Genomic DNA, 20,956 nt, shown 5'->3' with positions numbered 1-20,956 from the left:
AGCTCAAATTCTTTCAGATTATACTTTTACTGTCTTGAAGGAGATTTCATATCTCTATCAAGTCCTTTCCCCTTTACTCTCATCTCTTCTGCTTCAACCTTTAAACCTTTAATTTCATAAGCCTTTGAAAGATTATAATACCCGAATGGATCTTCAGGCTGTAGTTTAATTGCTGTCCTGAAATGCCCTATTGCATCTTCAATAAAGCCGCTTTCTGCATAGAGAACCCCGATATTATTATGAGAATCCGCGTTATCAGGATTGAGCTTGATGGCAATCTCCAGATATTTTATTGCCTCTTCCATATTATTATCTGCAGAATACACTATGCTAAGATTCCTGTAAGCCTCTTCAAAGTAGGGATTAAGTTCTATTGCTTTCTTAAAATAGTCAATTGCAATTTTTTCTTTCCCCCTTCTTGCATAGATGATACCGAGGTTGTTGTATGGTTCAGGAAATTCGGGATTTAATTTCAGCGCAATCAAGAACTGTTCAACCGCAAGATCAGTCAATCCCTTTTTATTATAGGAAATGCCGAGGTTTATATAACTATTTGCCCATTCTGGCTCAAGCCTAATTGCTGTCTTGTATTCTTCTATAGCTTTATCAATAATCCCCTTTTCATTGAAATAATCGCCAAGTGCATTGTGGGGGTTGGAACTTTCCGGAGATTTATGAGCGGCATCGGTCCACAAAGTGTAGCTGTCTTTCCAGACAAATGCCCGCCGCACAGTTCCCTGAAAATAGATAACCAGTATAATGCTTACAATAAGCAAAACTGCATTTGTCCATTGAGGTCTATTCTCCCTAAGCCACAATATACATCCGGTTATAACCAGAATAAAACCTAATGAAGGAAGATAAATGTAACGTTCGGTAAAAACATTCTCAACTCTCTGTGCAAGTGCCGGAGCATATAGGGTGGGACAAAGCGGAATCATAAAGAGAATAAAACCAAAAAAAGAAATCTTGTTTTTTGATGACCTTATAACAATAACACAAATCAAAGAGATTATGGCGAGAGATAGGAAGAACCTTATATCTATAAATGATTTAACCGGGTTAAAAACATGCCAAACATTGAGATTTATCGGAAAAAGTAATTTGCCAATATAACTGCTGATAAAAACAGGGATGTTATATAGATAATAATAAGCGCTAAACTCAAGTTTCTTTTTTACAGGGGCTATTCCCTGTAGAGCATAAATTCTCATTGAAAGATATGTTCCGGCAGTAATTAGAAATGGGATATACCGCCTGAAGGAGTCATATTTCCAGACTTTAGTCTTCATAAATAAACTGTCATATAAGACAAGTACAACAGGAAGTGTAAGCGCCGGTTCCTTGCATAAGGTGGAAAGGAAGAATGACATGACTGAGCAAAAATAAATAATATTGCCTGACAGTTCTTTTTCCCGCCATTGAATGTAAAGGTAAAAAGAGAGCAGATAGAAGAATGAATATGAAACATCTGTAATTCCCGAAACCCATGCAACAGCTTCCGTGTGAATAGGATGGAGGGCAAATAAAAGTGATGCAATAAAAGAAAAAAACAGGATTTCATCTTTAACCGACGGGTATATTTTCCTGAAAAGCTTAGCAGAAATCAGAAATACAAGAATTGAAACCGCGGCGTGAAACAAAAGATTTATAAGATGGAAACCCTGTGGGTTAAGACCAAAGAGAACATAGCCTGTCATAAAGATTATATGTATCAGGGGCCTGTAAAAGCTTGTATGCCCGCCGGAATAAGCCCAGTAATTTGAAGTAAATATTTCCGGGATATTATTGGCTTTTTTAATCCAGTTGTTTTTCAAAACTGTAAAATAATCATCCATGACGAAGCCATTTAAAAGAGTGACGCTGTATGCAAGAGATGAAATGATTGCAATTATTATCAGAAAATAAAATTTGTTAGCCTTGAAGCGAAGATATATTTGATTATTATTTGTCATTTAGCTCTGAGTGCATCTGCAGCTTGAAATTCCTTTAAAGCTTCATTCATTCTTCCCTGCTTCCTGTAAATTAACCCTAAGTTATAGTAAGCACCTGCATCAGAAGGATTTAACTCCTTTACAGTTTGAAATTCCCTTATGGCATCTTCAAATTTACCAAGTTTCCCGAAAATTGCTCCGAGATTATTGTGAGCCGCCGTGTAATCAGCATTGAATTTTATCGCATACTTGTATCTTGCGATTGCCTCATCAAACATGCCAATATCACTGTAAACCACTCCGAGGTTAAAGTGTATCTCAGAATTATCAGGCTCTATTTCAAGTGCACGCTTATATTCATCTATCGCTTCTTCTGTTTTGCCTTCAATTTTATAGATAAGCCCTAGGTTATTGTGCGGTGAAGCATATTTTGGGTCTATACTTATAGCAATCTTCAATTCTTCTATTGCACTCTTAAAATCTCCTGATTTCCCGTAAATATTGCCTAAATTATAATGTGCAATCGCATAGTCCGGACGAAGGTCAACTGCCGTTTCAAATTCCCTCACAGCATCTTCCAATTTACCGGCTTTCACATATGCATTGCCCAGGTTGCCATGTGCCCTTGCCAGATTGGGGCTTTTTTTAACTACATCTTCCCAAAAAACCGTTTCTTTTCCCCATACATCGTTTCTTGAAAATGTAAGGAAGGAAAATAAAATTGCAGCACATAACAACATTGAAACTATCACATAGCCGGCCTTTGAGAGCCCTGTTTTTGCATTGAACCCAATAGACATGAGGAAAGCAACCAGGGCGGCAAAAAAACCAACAGATGGAAGATATACCCGATGTTCAACAATAACGTCGGCAATGGGAATAATGCTTGATTCGATGGATATTGTGATCAAGAACCAGAATATTCCAAAGGAAACAAGCAACATATAAGGGTCGGATCCCTTGAATGCTTTTCTTGCCATAAACAGAGCGCTTGAAAATAATAAAACAATAACAAGAAATGGAAGAATAACATTTATATCAAAAAAAGAATTATACAATGGATAGTCATAATCAAGATTCTGGTTTAACGGGAAAAACAACAACCTTAAATATTTAACGATAACGCTGAATTGTGTCAAAAGATAATCGGCACTCGATATCTTCGCCTTGCCGGATGCTATTTCATTTACATCGGAAAAGACATTCCCCAAAGGCGCATTAAAATTTATAATGCCTAATGGAATTATCAAGGCAGTCAAAAGAACAGGCAATATCAATTGAAGCCTTTTCATCCCTGTTGCCCTGAAAAAAAGAAACTCATAAAGCACTATTGTCAGTGGCAATGTAAATGAAATCTCCTTGGTTTTCATTGCAAGAATAATGCAGGCAATTGACAAGGCATAGAAAGAAATTGTTCTTCTGCTGAAAAACTCGCGTCCTTCCTGGCTCAATCTTGTTTTAATATAAAGCACAACTGCTGAAAGATAAAAAAGTGCCGCCAGTGATGTCATTCTCTGAACTATATAAGTTACAGCTTGTGTCTGGACAGGGTGAAGGGCAAAAAAGGCTGAAACCATAAAAGCGACCTCCCCTGCAAGATCTGCTAACCCGGAGCTCTTCATCCGGGGAGTTTTAAAAGTCAGGATAATAAGAGCATAGACAAGCAGGGTATTGATAATATGAACTGCAATATTGAAGATATGATAGCCTGCAACATCAAGCCCGTTAACCCTGTAATTTATTGCAAAAGTTAAATATGCAATAAATCTTCCGGTATTATACCTGCCTTCCGGCGGGTTAACGATGAGATTGCTTAAGCTCCTTATTACCGGGTTCCTTATTATTGTAGGCTCATCATCAAAGATAAAAGGCACATGTAATGTATTTGAATAGACCAACAGTCCGAGCAGGGCTAAAAGCAAAATATAAAAAAATGTTTTTTTTTCGTATGTGACTATCTTGTTCAGCATTTTTTTTATTTTCTAATTAATGATGCTATCAATTCTTGAATTGATTTCTTTTTCTATCTTTTTAATAGTTGAACCGTATGGTGGCAGAGTTTTTCCTACTCTGACCGCAGACTCGAACTCCTTATTATAGACATTATCTATGCCAGTCATGATATCATCAACCAGCGGATTTATTGTCTCATCGCTTAAATCGTTTATATAAATCTGCCCATATATTTTCCTGGCTTCGTTGTCCACAAAGGCAACTGCCGCTCTTTCTTTGCTGACAGGAACCAGGACAACTGAAAGTTCAATCAATATCCTTCTCCCCGACAAGTCCGCAAGTTCAATTCCTGTTTGTTTCAGAAGCTTTGGTTCAAGTAGTCGTTTCAGGGTGATTTCAGATCTCAGCATCCTTCCCAATGCATGCCACTTGTATTTATCTTCAAGAACGTTCATAAATATCTCAAAATCCCTGGAACCTGATTTCCCTCCCAAGAACAATCCCTGCGCTTTTACCGCAATGTCCGACGCCCTGTCATAACTTTCCCACTTCTTTTTCTGCTCTTCCTGCGCCTCCCTGCCTTCCGCTGGAACGAGATATGGCAGAATACTTTCCCTGTATTTTGCCAAGGCATTTACATTTATTCCAGTAAGAAATCCCTTGCCTATAGAAAAGGGAGCCGAGAACTCAAGATACAAATTATCGTTGGTGTTTGCTATCCCGTCACGGCTGAATTCTTCCATGCCTTTTCTTCCCATAAGGAAGAAACTCAGAAGGTCGTCAGAAGACTGGACTAATACTCTCTTAAGGTCATTTAAAACTTCGGGTTGCGATACTCTTACGGAAAGTTCCGATTCATCAATCATGATCGGAGAATTGCTACCTATAATTTCCGCATCGTTATAACTTAACCAGATCATGGAGTATTTAAAGTTTTCGCTGAATGTTTTTACTACGGATTTTACATTATCAACTGTCAGCTCATATAACGGCAGCCATTGGCATATAATTCCGCCGGGCGTTAGGTGTTCGGAAGCAAGTTTGAAATACTCAGTTGCATACAGATATCCCGCTCCCCTGAACCACGGATGTATTGGGTCTGCGGTTATAACGTCGAACTTTTCCTTAGTTGTAAGAAGGAAATTCCTCCCGTCATTAAAGATCATCCTTAATTTAGGATTATCAATGACATGGTGATTATAGGCGCCGAAGGTTCTTGTTGCGCCAATCACCTCTGGCTCAATCTCTACAAGAGTTATTTCTTCTACGCTCGGATAGACAGATGTTGCCCCCAAAGTCATCCCGCTTCCTGTTCCAATTACAAGAACTTTTCTGGGATTTTTATTAAGGAGCATTGGCAAGTGTCCAAGAAAAATCTGGCATTGTTGCCCTTCCATAGAAGTTGATGCCTCAACTCTGCCATTTGTTATAAAAGACTGGTGTCCTCCTTTTACTTTTACAGAACTTATAATTGCCTCTACTCCTTCGGCATAGTAAAGTACGTCCGTGTTTTCCATAGCTTCTTCTATCTTTTCCGGGGTGTTGAAAGCTTCCGGCTGATTGTTTCTGAAAATGGCAAAGTATTTAGTATTCCATATTCTCAGCGCATCATGATTAAAAAAAAGAAAAAGAAGAGAGCCGATAGTAAGCACAGGTACAAACCAGTTCAACAGCTTAATGTTAAGCAAGCTTAAAACTACAAGCAGACCTAAGCCTAAATTGATAACTATGAGAATCTGAAGAGATCTCTCGATCCCAAACAGGTAGATCATCACAAAACCGCTAACAGCAGCCCCAAGTATAGCCCCGACGGTATTATAGGCAAGCAATTCGCCCACCGCACTTCCAACCTTTTTCTTATATTCTGCATGGACTTTGCCTGCCAATGGGAAAGATATCCCCATAAAAAGCGCCGGTACAAACATATAGATAAAAGCAAGAGCAAAATTGGACCATATCTTTGCTTGAAAGAATTCTTCTCCGGCATTCTGAAAATAATTCTGCAAACGCATTGAATTTACCGGCAGGTCCCTGATATAAATGCTTACTATCAACGCGGTTATCCCTATGATTATCTGGACTATCCCGAACCAGAAGATGGATGAGCCAATCCCCCTGTCCTTCAGCCTGAAAATCTTCGGGATAATTCCGTACAGTTCACTTCCAATAGCTATCCCTGCAAGGAAAGCAACAAGCATTATGGTGAAGCCATAAACACTTGCGCCGACGACAATGGTGAGAACCCTTGTCCATAATACCTCATAGCCAAGGGCACAGAAACCGCTTATCCCGATTCCGAGAACAACAAGTCTCACCGGAAATAAACTTCCGTTATACTCTGAAGTTTTTTCATCGGTCACATTATCCGGAAAACTCCCTTTTGATTCCTCTGCAGATTTATCAACAGCGAATACCCTGGCAGTTTTATCCTGAATAAGGATTGAGATAATGCCTATCAGCAGGTTTATTGCCACAGCCGCGCTGACAGTAACTGTTACAGAATAAAACCTCAGTAAATAAAACCCCGCAATCAAGGCACCTGCTACAGCGCCAATAGTGTTAAACGCATAAAGAAAAGATAGCTGGGAGCCCACATCTTTTTCCCTTCGACTCACAAACTTAGTCAATACTGGAAGCGTACCTCCCATCAATGTTGTCGGAACAATTAATGCCGCAAGAGAAAAGAGGATGCGTATTGAAAAAAGATAGACCGGAGAATCATCCTTTCCTGATGCAAGAAATATGTATGTAAGCGGATATGCTTTAATAAAAAAAACAAATAGTATGGCAGAAATACCTATTCCAAACTCGAGAAGACCGTACAGCCTTAAATGTTTTGCCGTCTTATCCGCATATCTGCCGATTGCGTAGCCACCCAATGCTAGACCTGCCATAAAAATGGAAAGAACTGCAGTGACAGCGAGATTAGTTCCTCCAAATATCAGTCCCAGCATGCGTACCCAAATAACCTGGTACATCAGCGCTGCTGCGCCGGACAAAAAAAACATAAGATAAATAACAATCAATAGCAATTTTCCCTCAAATCCTTTTATTGGTTCTTTATTTTAATAAAATGCTAAAAAGATATCCTGAGATTTACGCTAAATACCTTTGATTCAGAGTTTGTAAAGTCTGAATCGCTTTCTATTATCAAATAAGAAATATCCAGATATGTACTGGGACTTAAATTCCACCTAAGCGATGGACGTATCAATTTATTTAACTGGTTATCAATCGTTCTTTTTTCCTCATCATACTGAAACCCGAACTGAAGCTGGCCATTAGGAAATGGAGCCCAGTTAACGCTGTATCTCTGAGTGATGTCTCTTCCTTCTGCGCCGCTGTCTGACAATTTGCTCCATGAACCAACAAGATAGAGTGTGCTGAAAGGACGATAAGAAACCAATAATTCGCTTCTTTTTGAATATGTGCTTGATTCAGGTATTCCGCCTCCTGTTTTTTCTGAATCAGATGCAGAATAATTAAGGTTAATATTAACAGAAGGATGGGGTATGATATTTGCTCCAAAATCAAAATTATTTGATACTTGCTTGGTATTGTCTTCAAAAGTTGAAAAACTATATCCACCGCTTACAAATGCGTTTATCCCTTTATAGAGTTCAACGTTATTATAAAGCACAACTGAACTCCTGTCTGTTTTCCCCTCCGAATTTTTCTCATATCTCTTATTGAAACTAATGTTATGGTAAAGAGTGGGCAGGGGAGTTGCATTCAAGGACGCGTTATAGACATAGGCGAATGATTTTTCGCTATTATCCTCAATATCCTCCCTTGCAAACCTTGCGTTGCCGGTAAAGATCTTCCAGAAATTGTGATTAATGGAAATCCCGTTTGAAAGGTTTGATTTTTTATTCGATTGAATACCATCTGTTTTTGACAAGAAATATGAAATCTCATAATAAACATAGGGCTTATCAAAAATCCTCACCCGTCCATCAGCATTATAAAACTGGCTTGTCACAACAAATTTGTCTCTTTTCTTGGAATTAGACGTAGAGCTTATTGTTATGAATGATTGAATCTCGGTAATGAATATTTTATCGGGATCTTCGAAAAAGGGGATTGAGAAGGCAACGCTCTCAGAAAGAGGCTTTACAACTAATTTTATATATCTTGTTTCAACTGCAGGGAACTTCACTATGAACCGGTTTTCAAAAGGGCCGAAAACCGCAGGGGAAAAGGCTTTATCCCAGAGAGTCCAGTTTTCATTGTCATTGCTTATATAGATGTCCCAAAAAAAATAGGATGCAGCTTTAGAGGGAAGTTCCCTGTTGACCCATACATAGATTGTATCGACCTCTGTTTTAATGCTGAAATCAATTCCTAAATTCCTTAATTTCCTGTCTCCTGCGACAAATCCTATATTCACTTCCGAACTTGCCACTACCGTAGAAGTATCTCCGTCTATAAGTTGCGGAGAAGGAGAGTCTATGGAGTTTAAGGAACCTTCCAACGGCGTATCATCCAAACCAGCAAGTCCTGCAAAAGGGCTGAGGAGTATCTTTCCTTCTCCAGCAATGCCTGAAGTCAGGTCTGAAAATATAGTTTCCGTTGACCTCCGGCTAATGTCATAACTTGAATAGAAAGAAACACGTTCTTTAAAAAACTTCAGATCCAACGCTCCTTTGCCTGAATGGGAAATGTTCTTTTGCTCGATTTTACTTATCTTATCTTCCGTATTGTCAAAATCCCCCTGATACCTGAGCTTCAGGTTGTTGATTGGTTCGTATATTGAAAAAACCTGATAAAAATCATCTGTCACATCTCTATCTGAACGTCTCTTGTCAAAGGTGTTTGTTTTCTTATACCTCATGTCAAGCGAAGGGAGCCCCACAGGTTTCCAGCCGAGCACGGCATTATATTCTTCATTTATATCAGTTTTCCCCGGAGAATTATCTGTATCATTCTTTTCAGATTTCCTGTTGTAGCTGATCCCAGCAGTGTACAGTTTATCCCTTAAAGTGAGATCAATCAGGGGTCTCACAATGGTGGTTTTTGAGTCAGTGAGTTCCCCGTCAAACCTTGACCTTGAAATACGCTGTTCAAATATGGTGTTGGCAAGGAGCCTGATCTGTGGAAATATATTTTTATTGATGTTGAAGTTGTACTGATGCCTGAAGTCATCAGACTCCTGTTCAGTTTCATTGCTTCCCTCGCTTTCCGATGTAGTATCAAGATGCGAATAATTGATATCTACATACCCGTTCAGAAAATAAGCTGACGCTAAATTAGAAAAAAAAAGGAAAACAAGAAAAAAGAAATAAATTTTTCTATCAGACAAAAACAACCAACAAGCTCCTTAAGCAGCCATGGGCTGGAAAAAAAATCCTCTATTGCTCTCCGACTAATGTTATCCAGTCTGGATTATCACTTATATCCATCTCGGAGATAACCTTCCTGCTTATAATATTAATAACCACGAGGGACTTGGAATCCGGCGCAAGAAGATAAAGATTATTCTCCTCTCCGTCTATGGTCATATAGTTTACTGCGCCTTTTGTGAGTATATAATCCATTGGAATAAAGGAGAGTGGATTGTAAATGGCAATCTCATCCTTATATTCATTTGCAATGTAAAAAAAACCTGTCCTCTTATCAACCTTGATAAATTTGGCTCCCATGCCAATGGATTCTCTTCTCAATAGAGCCAGAGTTGAAGTATCAAAGACAAGAAGATAAGGGGAACTTTCGTGTATCACAAAGAGTTTATCCTCTTCCCTGCTGAACTGCCCTCTCAGAGGTCCCTGTTCGGTTGGAATTGTAGCAGACACTTTTCTGGTTGCAACATCTATAACAGAGATATTGTTTGAAAGAGTGTTAAAAACATAGATGTGTCTTCCGCTATTATCAATCAAGAGAGAATTTGGACCGTCTCCCACCTGTACTTTTTCCATAACCAGAGAAGAGCCGGTATTTACAATGCTTACTGTATCTGACCCGTTATTTGCAGTAAAAAGCAACTGCCCGTCCTGTGAAAGTAGAATTTCCCCGGGATTGTCCCCTATATCAAGCCTTATAATATTTATTAAACGGTTAGAAGATATATCATAGACAAAAACCATATCTTCATCATAGATGGAAATATAAGTTCTCTTTAGCAGATTATCTAATGCCATTCCTTTTGGACCGGCTTCAGTGGAAATAACTCCGGTTATCTCCAATTTTTTTTTGTCAAAAACCATGATACTGTTGTCGCTGTAATTGGAAACATATCCGACAAGGCCGGGAATGGTCCGTTCAGGAATAAAAACCGAAAAAAAAGGGGTGAAGCTGAATTTGTCGCTTACCGATTCAGCATATTTAAAACTCATTGAGATCATTGATGCCTTAGTTCTTTCCACCTGGAACTGAAAATCCAATTGCGAGGAAACATCAGATATAAAGAGAGAACGCTCTCCTTCTTCCGTCTTAAGAGAAGCACTTGAAGCTTTTAGCCTTAATCCCGCATAATTTCCGGGCGGAAGGATTCCTGTCGCAATCAGTCTTTGCCTCCCAATCTCAAAGAAATCGAATTTATCTAAAATTAGCGTCAGTTTAAACTCAGAACCGTCGCTTCTTAAAGCAGAAATGCTTTCGAGCTTGAAAGAGAGTCTTTCAGCTTCATTGGGAAAGGGTTTAACATAAACATACAGCTCTCCTTCATTTTCAAGCGGCTGTTTGAACCTGAAACTCCCTGTCTGACAACCCTGGAAAAAAAAAGAGTAAAGAACAACCAAAGTCAAAAATATAAGTTTTTTTTGCATATTTTTTATCATAATACAGCAGTAAATGCTGTTCAATAATAAAAGAGGGCTGATTCCTCACCAGCCCTCTTTTATTTTCTTTATGATGTTTACTAATTATCAGTACTTTTCCTTAATCTTGCACATGGCACTTGTTACAAAGCACTCTCTGATAGGTTGCAAATTTTGCAACAGGCCTGTCATAATATGCTTTTTGTGTTTCTGCTGCCACACGTCCCCTTGCAAACTGCGGCTGGCTTGGCGTCGTGTCTGTTCCGGGAAACTGCCCGGCATAGGTTATAAATTCGCCTTCCATATTCCATCGTAAGCCATATTCCCAGCCTGATGCATGTGCCCTGTGGCATGATATGCATGTTACCTTGTCACTTGATGCAGGACCGTTCAGAAATGTATCATTATTTTTGGCATGATTTTTAAGGACACTATAACTGCTGGTATTTTCTGCAAACGGAATTAATGAATTAAATGAAGTTGCTGAACTGCCTGACATATCGCCTGTTTTTACATAGTTGGCATATTTCGCTGCGATACTGCTGCCAAGGGTTTCGTCAACCGGATGCGTATAGCCGTTATCACTGTGTATATTTGTATGGCATGATGCACACCATGCACCCCATTTCTGGACTGATGAGGAGCCATAAGCAACTCGAGTCTGTGTGGTTGATTCATCCCTGTTATAAGTTGAAGGAGCTACAGCCATCGGAGGTGTTCCTCTGTTAATCATATTAAGCAGCCTGTAAACACCCACTGCCTCACCTGTCTCCGGTACAGGACTGTTGTCGTATGAACCGGATGCTATTATGGGAGCACCTGAATTAATAACTCCCCCGTTTGACACTCTTCTCCATTTGCCATGCGGATTGTGACAGCTTGTGCATCCGAGATTTGACGATAAATATGTCCCGCCGGGAGCCTGCGTATTTGTAGAATCCGATGAATAACCATAATCTACAGCAACAATATTATGTCCATGCGTGTCGCCATCTTCGTTTGTCGTGGTGCCTCTTACTACAAAGCTGTAGTCTTTCCTCAGCCAGCCAAAGTCGCCTCCGGGGGTTAACTGCTTCGGAGGAACGCCTGCTGACAAATCTGCTACTGCAGTTGATATATGATAGCTGCTCGGTCCGGTATCACCTGCATGTTCATGGCATGTCAAACATGTCGAGCTATAATCTGAAGCGACAAGAAGGTAGCTCCCACCTGCCTTCGGACTATGCATGCTATGGCAACCACCGCATTCTCCAACACCGCCGGAATGGAAAGCGTGACTCATACCGGCAAACCCAAAGCTTAGAAGAACCAGCACGATTATGATTAAGCACAACTTCAAAATTCTCATTTTATGTCCCATCCATTATGAATATGAACAGGCTTTCTAAACCTTGGAATCTATTGCATGAACTGATTTATATACACACATAAAGGGGGCTGGTTTTAGCAGCCCCCTTTTATTAAAGCTGATAACTATAAATACCTTTTCTTAGTCTTGTGCATGACACTTGTTGCAAAGCACTCTCTGATAGGTTGCAAACTTAGAAATAGCTCTGTCATAGTATGCTTTCTGAGTTTCTGCCCCTAAGCGTCCTCTTGCAAACTGAGGATAGCTCGGTGTCGTGTCTGTTCCGGGGAATTGTCCGGAGTGAGTTATAAACTCGCCTTCCATATTCCACCTTAACCCAAACTCAAAGCCTGATGCATGGGCCCTGTGGCAGGAGATGCAGGCAACCCTGTCACTTGATGCGGGACCATTCAATACTGAATCATTGTTCTTTGCATGTGATTTCAGCACTGTGTAATCTGCTGAGTTCTCAACGAAAGGAACCAATGATGTGAAAGATGTTGCTGAGCTTCCTGACATATCGCCTGATTTTACATACTGACCGTAGTTCGTTGCAATTTCACTACCAAGAGTCTCATCAATCGGATGTACATAACCGCTATCGCTGTGCATATCTGTATGGCATGCTGCACACCATGCACCCCATTTCTGTGTTGATGAGTGCCCATAGGCAACGCGGGTCTGCGTGCTTGATTCTGCCCTGTTGTATGTTGCAGGAACAACTGCTATAGGAGGTTTTACTCCTTCAATTTCATCAAGCAGCCTGTAAACGCCTACTGCCTCGCCTGCAGCCGGTGTTAAGCTGGTATCATATGAGCCTGAGCCGATTATCGGAGCGCCGGTTGTAGCAACTGTTCCGTCTGATAACCTTCTCCATTTACCATGAGGATTATGACAGCTGGGGCATCCAAGGTCAGATGCAAGGTAAGTCCCGCCAGGTGCCTGTGTGTTCACAGAATCTGCTGCATAACCATTATCTACTGCTACTATATTGTGACCATGGGTTTCGCCGTCTTCGTTAGTCGTTGTGCCTCTTACTACGAAGCTGTAGTCTTTCCTCAGCCAGCCAAAGTCGCCGCCAGGAGTCAACTGCTTCGGAGGAACGCCGGCCGACAGATCTGCTGCTGCTGTTGATATATGATAGCTGCTCGGACCTGTATCTCCTGCATGTTCATGACAGGTCAGGCAGGTCGAACTATTATCATTACCAACCAAAAGGTAGCTCCCGCTTGCCGCTGGGCTATGCATGCTATGACATCCGCCGCATTCTGCAGCGCCGCCGGAATGGAAAGCATAGCTCATGCTGGAAAGCCCAAAGCTCAGAAGCACTGCTCCTAAAACTATCAAGCTTAATTTCAATACTTTCATTTTTTCTCCCCTTATTAGGTGTTAGACATTTAAAGCAATTTCTTCATTACTGCTAAACCACCAAAATCCTTCTTGCTATCCCCAACCACCTCCTTCCAAATATTGCAGATTATTATTTTTTTTCTGCATAAAAAATTGTTTCAGTTAAAAGACAAATTAAATACGCTTACCCCTCTACCTCTTTGCTGTGTTACGTAGACTCTGTTCATTCCATCAATAATTATATCGCTGGGTCCTGTTAAATTGCCCGGTTTTAACCCTCTGCCGCCAAATTCAGTTAAGTAGTTGTAATTTTTGTCAAATACCATTACCGCATTCTTCAATTTATCCACGACATAAAAGTCCCCGTTATCACTCTTTGCTATGCCTGAAACTACACCAAAATTCCCGGAAGCACTTCCCACCCTTCCAAAGGAAGATATATTCCCATCATGCGAGAACTCGTAAACGCTGAACAAAACTGGAATCGTAAAAAAAATATTCCCTTTTTTATCAACATTGAAGCCGTCAACCTGTTTATCCTTCTTTTCCTCTTCTTTAATCTCGAGAGCCCTGGCAAGGTCATATGCTTTTTTGAAATTACCTTTTCTGTCTGTAACAACTATCATCAAGCCGCTTTGCGAAAGGAGATAAAGATTTCCTCCCCCATAAACCATTCGATTTGGCGAAAATGCTGAAAATTCAGCGGGAAGATTCTTAATTTCAATTGGTTCTTCAGGTGTTCCCCTGTAATTACAACTCAGGATTGAAAACTCTTTATCCTTATAGGTAAGCAATAATATCTTGCCTTCGTTATCAATCGCTAAATCAATAAGTTGACCTATGTCACTATCATCTCCAAAACTGTATATTTCCATCCCTTTATCATTGAAAACCCTAACACTGTTCCCATAAATGACATAGAGCTCGTTTCTTTCGTAATCAACTGAAAGCCTACCGCCGTAAAAGGGAATTGTCCCATTAAAATCAGAGAGATTATAAAGATATGTTATTCCTAATTGTTGAGCGGAAACAGTATTAATGGCTGCTGCTATAGCGAGGGCAACGCAACAAATTATCAGAACCGCCTTTAATTTTTTATTCTTCATAATCTAGTCTCCTGCCCTTATCTGCTACAAGGGTCTTTTGCAGATTCTATGCCAACTTAAAAGAGGGTTAACTAACAATAACTCAATGCAAATATAGTATTATATTTCAATGTGTTATTTAGAATAGGGAGAACATAGAAAGATGAAGGACAGGGTTTAACCAGATTATCATTAAACCAATGGCAGTTTGTTGTGCGACTCCACACATAATTATTTGCGATTTCGCACAAGACAGAGGTAAGACTAATTGAAAAAAAATTATGATTTTCTTGCAGAAGTACGGACTACTTTTCCAATGGCACAAACAGGGACATTATTTCCAGAAAGATAAAAATCAATATCAATAGGGCTTCCAACTTCAAGAGAAATTCCTGTCTTAACAAATGCACCATCTTTGCTTAAATCTGATACTTTGGCATGAATAAAATGCTTTTCCAAAGCATAGACAACATCAAAATCAACAGAATATCTTTCAAATCGCCGTCTTTCCTTATTTACGTCTCCAGCCTGGTAAGGTAGAATCGAAAAGCCTGAATTTAATATATCATGTATTTTTTCATTATATGAATAGAATTTAATTCCCATTCCCAAGTTTGAAAATGAAGAATCACCCATAAATACCATATCCATCAGAGAGTTAAGTAAAGAAGGACTTACAGGTTTCGTTAAAAATCCTGAAGTATATCTCTTCAGAAAATCAACTTTATCTGCATCCCATTCATAGGATGACATAACCACTACTTTTATATCCGGCATAATTGCTTTTGCAGAAGTTACCATATCAAATCCGGAAATATCCGGCAGTTTGAGATCTGTTATAACAAGATCATATCTTTCGCATTTCATCATTTCCATTCCATCTCTGCCGGACAAGGCACTGTCCACCATATAACCATTTTTTGAAAGTTCTTTGCTAAGGGACCAGCAGATAAGCTCCTCATCATCAATCACAAGAATTTTTCGCATTGTACCTTCCTTATGCTCCATTACAAATCTACAAAAAAATCTCTTTTTAAAAAAACCATAATTAAAAGTTAATCCAAATTCTTTTTTTACGCAAAAGGTATGCCAATTAAATTTTCTCTCACCAGGCAGTTTTCAGATTAATCCGAATTTTACCAATCTCCTGCGAAAAGAATCCCTCGTAAGCTTAAGAAGTTCAGCAGCCACAGTCTGATTGCCGTTTGCCATATTTATAGCCTGCACAACCAGTTCCCTCTCCAATTCCTCAATCGATATGCCGCCAGGAGGAATACTGAATTCACTCCTTTTCCTTGAAAGTCTTTTAGCAGGATTAAATTCTGTCGGCAATTCATCAACAGTTATCGTATCCCCCTTTGCCAGTATCACGCATCGTTCAATAACATTCTTAAGCTCGCGAACATTGCCCGGCCATTCGTGGGAGAGGATAGAATCCTTTGCCTCCGGAGAAAAATCTTTTACTTTTTTTTTGAATGCCCTGTTAAACTCCGAGATAAAATGTTCAATGAGAGGTATGATATCCTCTTTCCTTTCTCTTAGAGAGGGCATCTCGATATTTATTACATTCAATCTGTAAAAAAGATCTTCACGAAACTGTTTGTGTTCCACAAGCTCTTTTAACTCTCTGTTAGTCGCAGCAATAATCCTTACATCCACAGAAATATCTTTTACCCCCCCTATCCTTCTGAAACTTTTTCTCTCAAGAGCAGTTAAAAGCTTAGCCTGCAGCTCCTGTTTCATATCTCCAATCTCATCAAGAAATATAGTCCCATTGTCAGCAAGCTCAAAAAGCCCCTTTTTCATAGCCTTCGCATCAGTGAACGCCCCCTTTTCATGGCCAAATAACTCACTTTCAAGAAGATTATCAGGAAGGGCTGCACAGTTTATATCCATAAAGGGATGTTCACGTCTCTGGCTGTTGTAATGAATTGCCCTGGCTACAAGATCTTTTCCTGTTCCGCTTTCTCCCAATATGGTTATGGTTGTTGCATCGCTCCTGCTTACCAGCTTCACCATGTCAATGACTGACTTCATCTTCTGGGAATTACATATTATATTTTCAAACGCGAAAGGAGTCGTTTTCTCATCAATCAGAGTTTTGTATCTTGCCCTAAGTTCTGTTATCTCAAATGCTCTTTCCACAGCGATTAGCAGTTCATCAAAATTTATGGGTTTCAATATATAATCAACTATGTATCTTTGCTTCATGGCTGTTACAGCAGTTTCAACTGTTCCGTAAGCAGTAATCATTATGACAACTATGTCATCATATATTTTTTTAATTTCCGCTGTCGTTTCAAGTCCTGTCATTCCCGGCAGTTTAAAATCAATAATTATCAGATCAGCCTTTTCTCCGCTCTTAAAATAATTAATCGCCTTCTCTCCGCTTTCAAAAGTTTCAACATCATGTCCATGGGATATTAGCTGTTTTTTTAATGACCAGCGGATCAACTCTTCATCATCAACAATCAACATTTTTTTGCTCATATAAATTCTATCCATCCAGATATAATTATTACTTATGATAAATCCTGTATAACAGGAATATACACTTTGAATATACTCCCTTTGCTGTTATTGCTTTCAACTTCAATCCTGCCGTTATGGCTGTCAACTATGTCCTTAACGATATACAAACCCAGCCCCGTCCCCTGGTGCTTAGTTGTAAAAAACGGATTAAATATATTCTTAAGTTTATCCTTTGGAATCCCGCAGCCTGTATCAGAAACAGATACAACTATACTGACTCCCCCATCTCCCATATCTGATGACACAGTTAGGGTACCCCCTTCAGGCATGGATTGAATTCCATTCAGCATTATATTCAGAAAAACCTGCTTTAAAAGTTCAGAATCAGCCTTTGTCTCAGGAATGTCATTACTGAGTTCCTCCCTTATATCCACACCATTATTTTTTGCATTCTGTCTTGCGAAAAAAAGACTTTTCTCTATAACGCTGTTAATATTTGTAGGTACAAACATCGGTACCGAAGGTCTGGCAAAACTAAGGATATCTTTTGTTGTTTTTGACAGACGGTCGATTTGGGAAAGGATTTTATCAATTATGTCTTTCAGCTCCTGATCAGTATGTTGTGATAAATACTCAGAGTGGATTACGCGCAATGCCCCTGAAATACCGGCAAGCGGGTTCTGGATCTCATGGGCTATTCCTGATGCAAGCTGGCCAAGAGAGGCGAGCTTTTCAGACTGGGCAAGAATTTTCTTCTGATTTTCTTCAAGACTTATCCGCGCATCTTTTAACTCTTTTACCATCAGATTGAAGTCTCTTCCAAGCCCTCCTATCTCATCCCTTCTGTCAAAACGCTCTTTTACATCAAGATTACCAGCTTTGACTCCCTCAATAAGGCGGTGAAGCTTTTTAACGGGCTTATAAACAAAATAATGATTGAATAAAAAGAGGGCAAAAGATATGAAACCCATAGAGACAAAAGCGGTGATGATCATAACATATTTTTCACGGGCGACCATTTCATCAATCTTCTTGCTTGAGAAATCAACTGAAAGATAACCGATTATTTTTTTTGATCTATTGTGGCACTGGTAACATTCAGGTGTTCCCCTAATTTCATAGAAATTTGACCAGACGCTCTCGCCTTCTGTGTGTTTATATTCAAAATGCTCTTTGGTGTTAGTGTATTGCCGCAAAACATCAATACTTATTTTCATGCCTATGGCATTCTTCTTAGTTGAAAATTTTATTATACCCTGATCATCCATGATGCTTGCATTGACAAGATCCTCCAGCTTAGAAATATCATTGAAAAAATTATTTATGCCTTCGCGGTCATTGATCAGCATGTCATGGCGAAGATTATTATTAATAAGCATTGCCACAAAAGATGCTGTGCTGAGAATCTTGCTTTTTGCCTCGGCAAAATAAAATTTAACGATTATTGATGTTGAGAAAACAAAAACTAAAAGGAGAGTTATACCCATCAGAAGGGTCAGCTTGAAAGAAAGTGAATTGTAAAATCTTCTTTTTAAATCGCTAATTTTCATAATTTATTCCAATACCGCTTTATGTAGTTCTTTTTGTATATATAATTCTCCAAGAAGAATCAACGAAGATACAAATAAATTATCTGCTTTAGCTAAAAAAAAGGGCATCCTTTTTGAGGATGCCCTTCATTATACAATCAAATTAATTTACAAAAGGAATCTTACGCTGCCTGTCCCTTTATCTTGATTTCGAATATGCAATACTCTTTTCCTTGCGGAAGCTGAGGGTCACCTTTCTCCCTTGCGCCCTGGCAGTCAAAGCGTACGAACTCGATGCAGTCTTTGCCTATTACTTCTCTTACACCGTAGTCAATTTCAGTGAAGAGATTGCAAAGTTTCTTTCTTAAATTGATATCCTTGATTCCCATCATGTCCCAGGCATTGTTTATCATGCAGCCTACGCGTTTTGCGCGGACATGACCAGGAGCAACAACTTCAACAGGAAGAACTTTGGAACCTGAGTTGTCTGCCCTCTGGCTTGCCATGAACCAATCCTGCCATCCGCAATAGTTCTCAAAATCTGATTTACCTACTGGGTTTGTTTCCTTCAAGAATGCTGTTGCTGACATGATACCTACATCAAAGAAAAACTTTCTGAGAAGTTCTTCCCCTTCTTTCGGCCATTTGTCGAGAATCCTCTGGGACATAAGACCCATTAAACCGAAACCCCTCATCTGTGCAAACCTGTGCAGTTCTTTCCAATCTGTTTTGTCTTCTGCCATTTGCCGCTCCTCCATTTAAATTTAGCTATTAATTTAGAGCCTGCCGCTCATTTCCCGCTAGCTGTCACCGCTTACTGAGAACCACCTGTTCTACAGAAAACCGAGTGCGCACTCGACATAATACAAAGTGCGGAAAAAAAATCAAGTCTTTTATTAAAAAAAAGTTAAGCCTTTGTAAAGTAGTAACTTTATCAATAAGAATTTATCCCTTTATAAAAACCTAACTCTTCTTTTAAAATAGAGCACACCTCTCCTATAGTGGCGTATGCCTTTACACATTCTATTACGGGAAACATAATGTTTTCCCTGAGTTTCGCTGATTCTGCAAGCCTTAGAAGAGATGCTTTTACTGACATGCTGTCCCTTTCTGATTTAACTCTCTTTAGCCTTTCAAGCTGCTCATGCTCATTCTCGTCACTCACTTTAAACGCTCTTAGAGCCCTGTTCCCGGATGCAGAAAAACTGTTCACTCCTATAAAAGTCTTTTCTTTAGTTTCAATTTTTTTTTGCTCCTTCCATGCACCCTCCCGTATCTCGCTATGGAAATATCCTTTTTGAAGCGCTTCGGGCGCACCTCCGAGTTTTTCTATTTTACCAAGTATCTCCCATGTCTTTTCCTCAAACTCATCAGTCAGTTTCTCAAGGAAGTATGAGCCCCCGAAAATATCGGCAGCCTCAACAATCCCTGACTCAAATGCAAGCACCTGCTGGGTCCTCAATGAAATAAGCACAGAGCTCTCGTCAGGTATGCCTATGGCTTCATCAAAGGAAGACACATGGATAGACTGGACACCTCCGATAACAGAAGCAAGCGCTTCAAGAGTTGCCCTCACAACATTGTTAAGAGGTTCCTGCCGTGAAAGAGTAGAGCCCATTGTAGCTGTAAAGAGCCTGAATTTCATTGATTCAGATTTGTTACTGTTCCATCTATCTTTAACCATCTTAGCCCATATCCGCCTTACAGCCCTGAATTTGGCTACCTCCTCAAAAAGGTCCATGCCCGACGCCATAATCCATGAAAGATGAGGAGCAAACTCGTCAATTGATATACCTCTTTTCAGCACTTCCTCTACATAGGCAATGCCGTCTGAAAGCATGAATGCCGCTTCCTGCACCGCATTACACCCTGCCTCACGCACATGATATCCGGAAATAGATATTGGATTCCAATTGGGGAGATTCTTTGAACAATATTCTATGAGGTCAGCCGCAAGCCTCATGGAATGAGACGGCGGGAAAATATAGGTTCCGCGCGCCATATATTCCTTCAATATATCATTCTGTACAGTGCCATGCAGATTAAATGCAGGTACCCGATTTTTCTCCGCAACTGCAATATACATGGCAAGCATTACTACCGCCTGCGCATTAGTTGTCATTGAGGTAGAAATAGAGCTAAGAGGAATGCCGTCAAATATCGCCTCCATATCTGCAAGAGTATCTACAGCAACCCCTATCCTGCCGACCTCGCCTCTTGAAAGCTTATCATCAGAATCAAGGCCCATCTGCGTTGGAAGATCAAAGGCAATGCTCAATCCCTTCTGCCCTGACTGCATGAGATATTTAAACCTTCTGTTCGTTTCAGAAGCAGTCCCGAACCCGGCATACTGGCGCATTGTCCAGAGTTTCCCCCTGTACATGGTAGGCTGTATGCCTCGCGTAAAAGGGAATTCTCCGGGAAAACCGATTTTTTCATTATACGCTTTAGTTGAAGCATCACCTGGATGGTACAGGTCTTTAATTTCTATCCCTGAGCCTGTAAATAATGTTTTTTCTTTTGAGCCCAT

Annotated in this window: 13 protein-coding genes; all 13 read right to left on the bottom strand. The window is 39.8% G+C overall.

All coding sequences use genetic code 11. The features are described from left to right. Positions 1-26: 26 nt before the first annotated feature. The 13 genes from HZA77_14520 to HZA77_14460 all read right to left on the bottom strand — a co-directional run bounded on the left by HZA77_14520 (position 27) and on the right by HZA77_14460 (position 20,956). Entirely contained in the window at positions 27-1,955 is a 1,929-nt protein-coding gene (locus HZA77_14520) for a tetratricopeptide repeat protein (protein MBI5376645.1), read from the bottom strand. Further along, entirely contained in the window at positions 1,952-3,904 is a 1,953-nt protein-coding gene (locus HZA77_14515) for a tetratricopeptide repeat protein (GenBank protein MBI5376644.1), read from the bottom strand. The genes HZA77_14520 and HZA77_14515 overlap by 4 nt, the downstream gene beginning before the upstream one ends. Positions 3,905-3,916: 12 nt before the next feature. Further along, positions 3,917-6,865: a fused MFS/spermidine synthase gene (locus HZA77_14510; GenBank protein MBI5376643.1), complete on the bottom strand. Its 2,949-nt coding sequence runs from the start codon at positions 6,863-6,865 to the stop codon at positions 3,917-3,919. A gap of 98 nt (positions 6,866-6,963) precedes the next feature. Next, positions 6,964-9,189, bottom strand: coding sequence for a hypothetical protein (locus HZA77_14505; GenBank protein MBI5376642.1), 2,226 nt, complete (start codon positions 9,187-9,189; stop codon positions 6,964-6,966). Between the two features lie 49 nt (positions 9,190-9,238). Next, entirely contained in the window at positions 9,239-10,651 is a 1,413-nt protein-coding gene (locus HZA77_14500; GenBank protein MBI5376641.1) for a beta-propeller fold lactonase family protein, read from the bottom strand. 112 nt (positions 10,652-10,763) lie between these two features. Further along, entirely contained in the window at positions 10,764-11,990 is a 1,227-nt protein-coding gene (locus tag HZA77_14495; protein MBI5376640.1) for a cytochrome C, read from the bottom strand. 141 nt (positions 11,991-12,131) lie between these two features. Continuing rightward, complete coding sequence (locus tag HZA77_14490) at positions 12,132-13,358, bottom strand: cytochrome C (GenBank protein ID MBI5376639.1); 1,227 nt, start codon at positions 13,356-13,358, stop codon at positions 12,132-12,134. A gap of 140 nt (positions 13,359-13,498) precedes the next feature. After that, positions 13,499-14,446 (bottom strand): hypothetical protein, encoded by a 948-nt coding sequence (locus HZA77_14485; protein ID MBI5376638.1) that lies wholly within the window; start codon positions 14,444-14,446, stop codon positions 13,499-13,501. Positions 14,447-14,704: 258 nt separating this feature from the next. Further along, positions 14,705-15,412: a response regulator gene (locus HZA77_14480; GenBank protein MBI5376637.1), complete on the bottom strand. Its 708-nt coding sequence runs from the start codon at positions 15,410-15,412 to the stop codon at positions 14,705-14,707. A 132-nt stretch (positions 15,413-15,544) separates the two neighbouring features. Further along, positions 15,545-16,915 carry a sigma-54-dependent Fis family transcriptional regulator gene (locus tag HZA77_14475; protein MBI5376636.1) on the bottom strand — a complete coding sequence of 457 codons (1,371 nt, stop codon included), beginning with the start codon at positions 16,913-16,915 and terminating at the stop codon, positions 15,545-15,547. Positions 16,916-16,947: 32 nt separating this feature from the next. Next, a complete protein-coding gene (locus HZA77_14470) occupies positions 16,948-18,447 on the bottom strand; it encodes a HAMP domain-containing protein (protein ID MBI5376635.1) in 1,500 nt (499 codons plus the stop codon). Between the two features lie 161 nt (positions 18,448-18,608). Next, the gene (locus HZA77_14465; GenBank protein ID MBI5376634.1) at positions 18,609-19,169 is read right to left on the bottom strand and encodes a hypothetical protein; all 561 of its coding nucleotides are present in this window, start codon (positions 19,167-19,169) and stop codon (positions 18,609-18,611) included. Positions 19,170-19,360: 191 nt separating this feature from the next. After that, positions 19,361-20,956, bottom strand: coding sequence for a methylmalonyl-CoA mutase (locus HZA77_14460; GenBank protein ID MBI5376633.1), 1,596 nt, complete (start codon positions 20,954-20,956; stop codon positions 19,361-19,363).

The organism is Candidatus Schekmanbacteria bacterium, assembly GCA_016219965.1.
In the GTDB taxonomy this organism is placed as follows: Bacteria; Schekmanbacteria; GWA2-38-11; order GWA2-38-11; family J061; genus JACRJM01.
The sequence above is the reverse complement of the archived record's forward strand: the minus strand, read 5'-3'. Positions and strand labels throughout refer to the sequence as shown.

What these genes read in the sequence shown, in the direction of transcription:
- HZA77_14470 (MBI5376635.1), bottom strand. Translation starts at nt 18,447, where the DNA reads ATGAAAATTAGCGATTTAAAAAGAAGATTTTACAATTCACTTTCTTTC.
- HZA77_14490 (MBI5376639.1), bottom strand. Translation starts at nt 13,358, where the DNA reads ATGAAAGTATTGAAATTAAGCTTGATAGTTTTAGGAGCAGTGCTTCTG.
- HZA77_14520 (MBI5376645.1), bottom strand. Translation starts at nt 1,955, where the DNA reads ATGACAAATAATAATCAAATATATCTTCGCTTCAAGGCTAACAAATTT.
- HZA77_14465 (MBI5376634.1), bottom strand. Translation starts at nt 19,169, where the DNA reads ATGGCAGAAGACAAAACAGATTGGAAAGAACTGCACAGGTTTGCACAG.
- HZA77_14500 (MBI5376641.1), bottom strand. Translation starts at nt 10,651, where the DNA reads ATGCAAAAAAAACTTATATTTTTGACTTTGGTTGTTCTTTACTCTTTT.
- HZA77_14510 (MBI5376643.1), bottom strand. Translation starts at nt 6,865, where the DNA reads ATGTACCAGGTTATTTGGGTACGCATGCTGGGACTGATATTTGGAGGA.
- HZA77_14480 (MBI5376637.1), bottom strand. Translation starts at nt 15,412, where the DNA reads ATGCGAAAAATTCTTGTGATTGATGATGAGGAGCTTATCTGCTGGTCC.
- HZA77_14495 (MBI5376640.1), bottom strand. Translation starts at nt 11,990, where the DNA reads ATGAGAATTTTGAAGTTGTGCTTAATCATAATCGTGCTGGTTCTTCTA.
- HZA77_14460 (MBI5376633.1), bottom strand. Translation starts at nt 20,956, where the DNA reads ATGGGCTCAAAAGAAAAAACATTATTTACAGGCTCAGGGATAGAAATT.
- HZA77_14485 (MBI5376638.1), bottom strand. Translation starts at nt 14,446, where the DNA reads ATGAAGAATAAAAAATTAAAGGCGGTTCTGATAATTTGTTGCGTTGCC.
- HZA77_14515 (MBI5376644.1), bottom strand. Translation starts at nt 3,904, where the DNA reads ATGCTGAACAAGATAGTCACATACGAAAAAAAAACATTTTTTTATATT.
- HZA77_14475 (MBI5376636.1), bottom strand. Translation starts at nt 16,915, where the DNA reads ATGAGCAAAAAAATGTTGATTGTTGATGATGAAGAGTTGATCCGCTGG.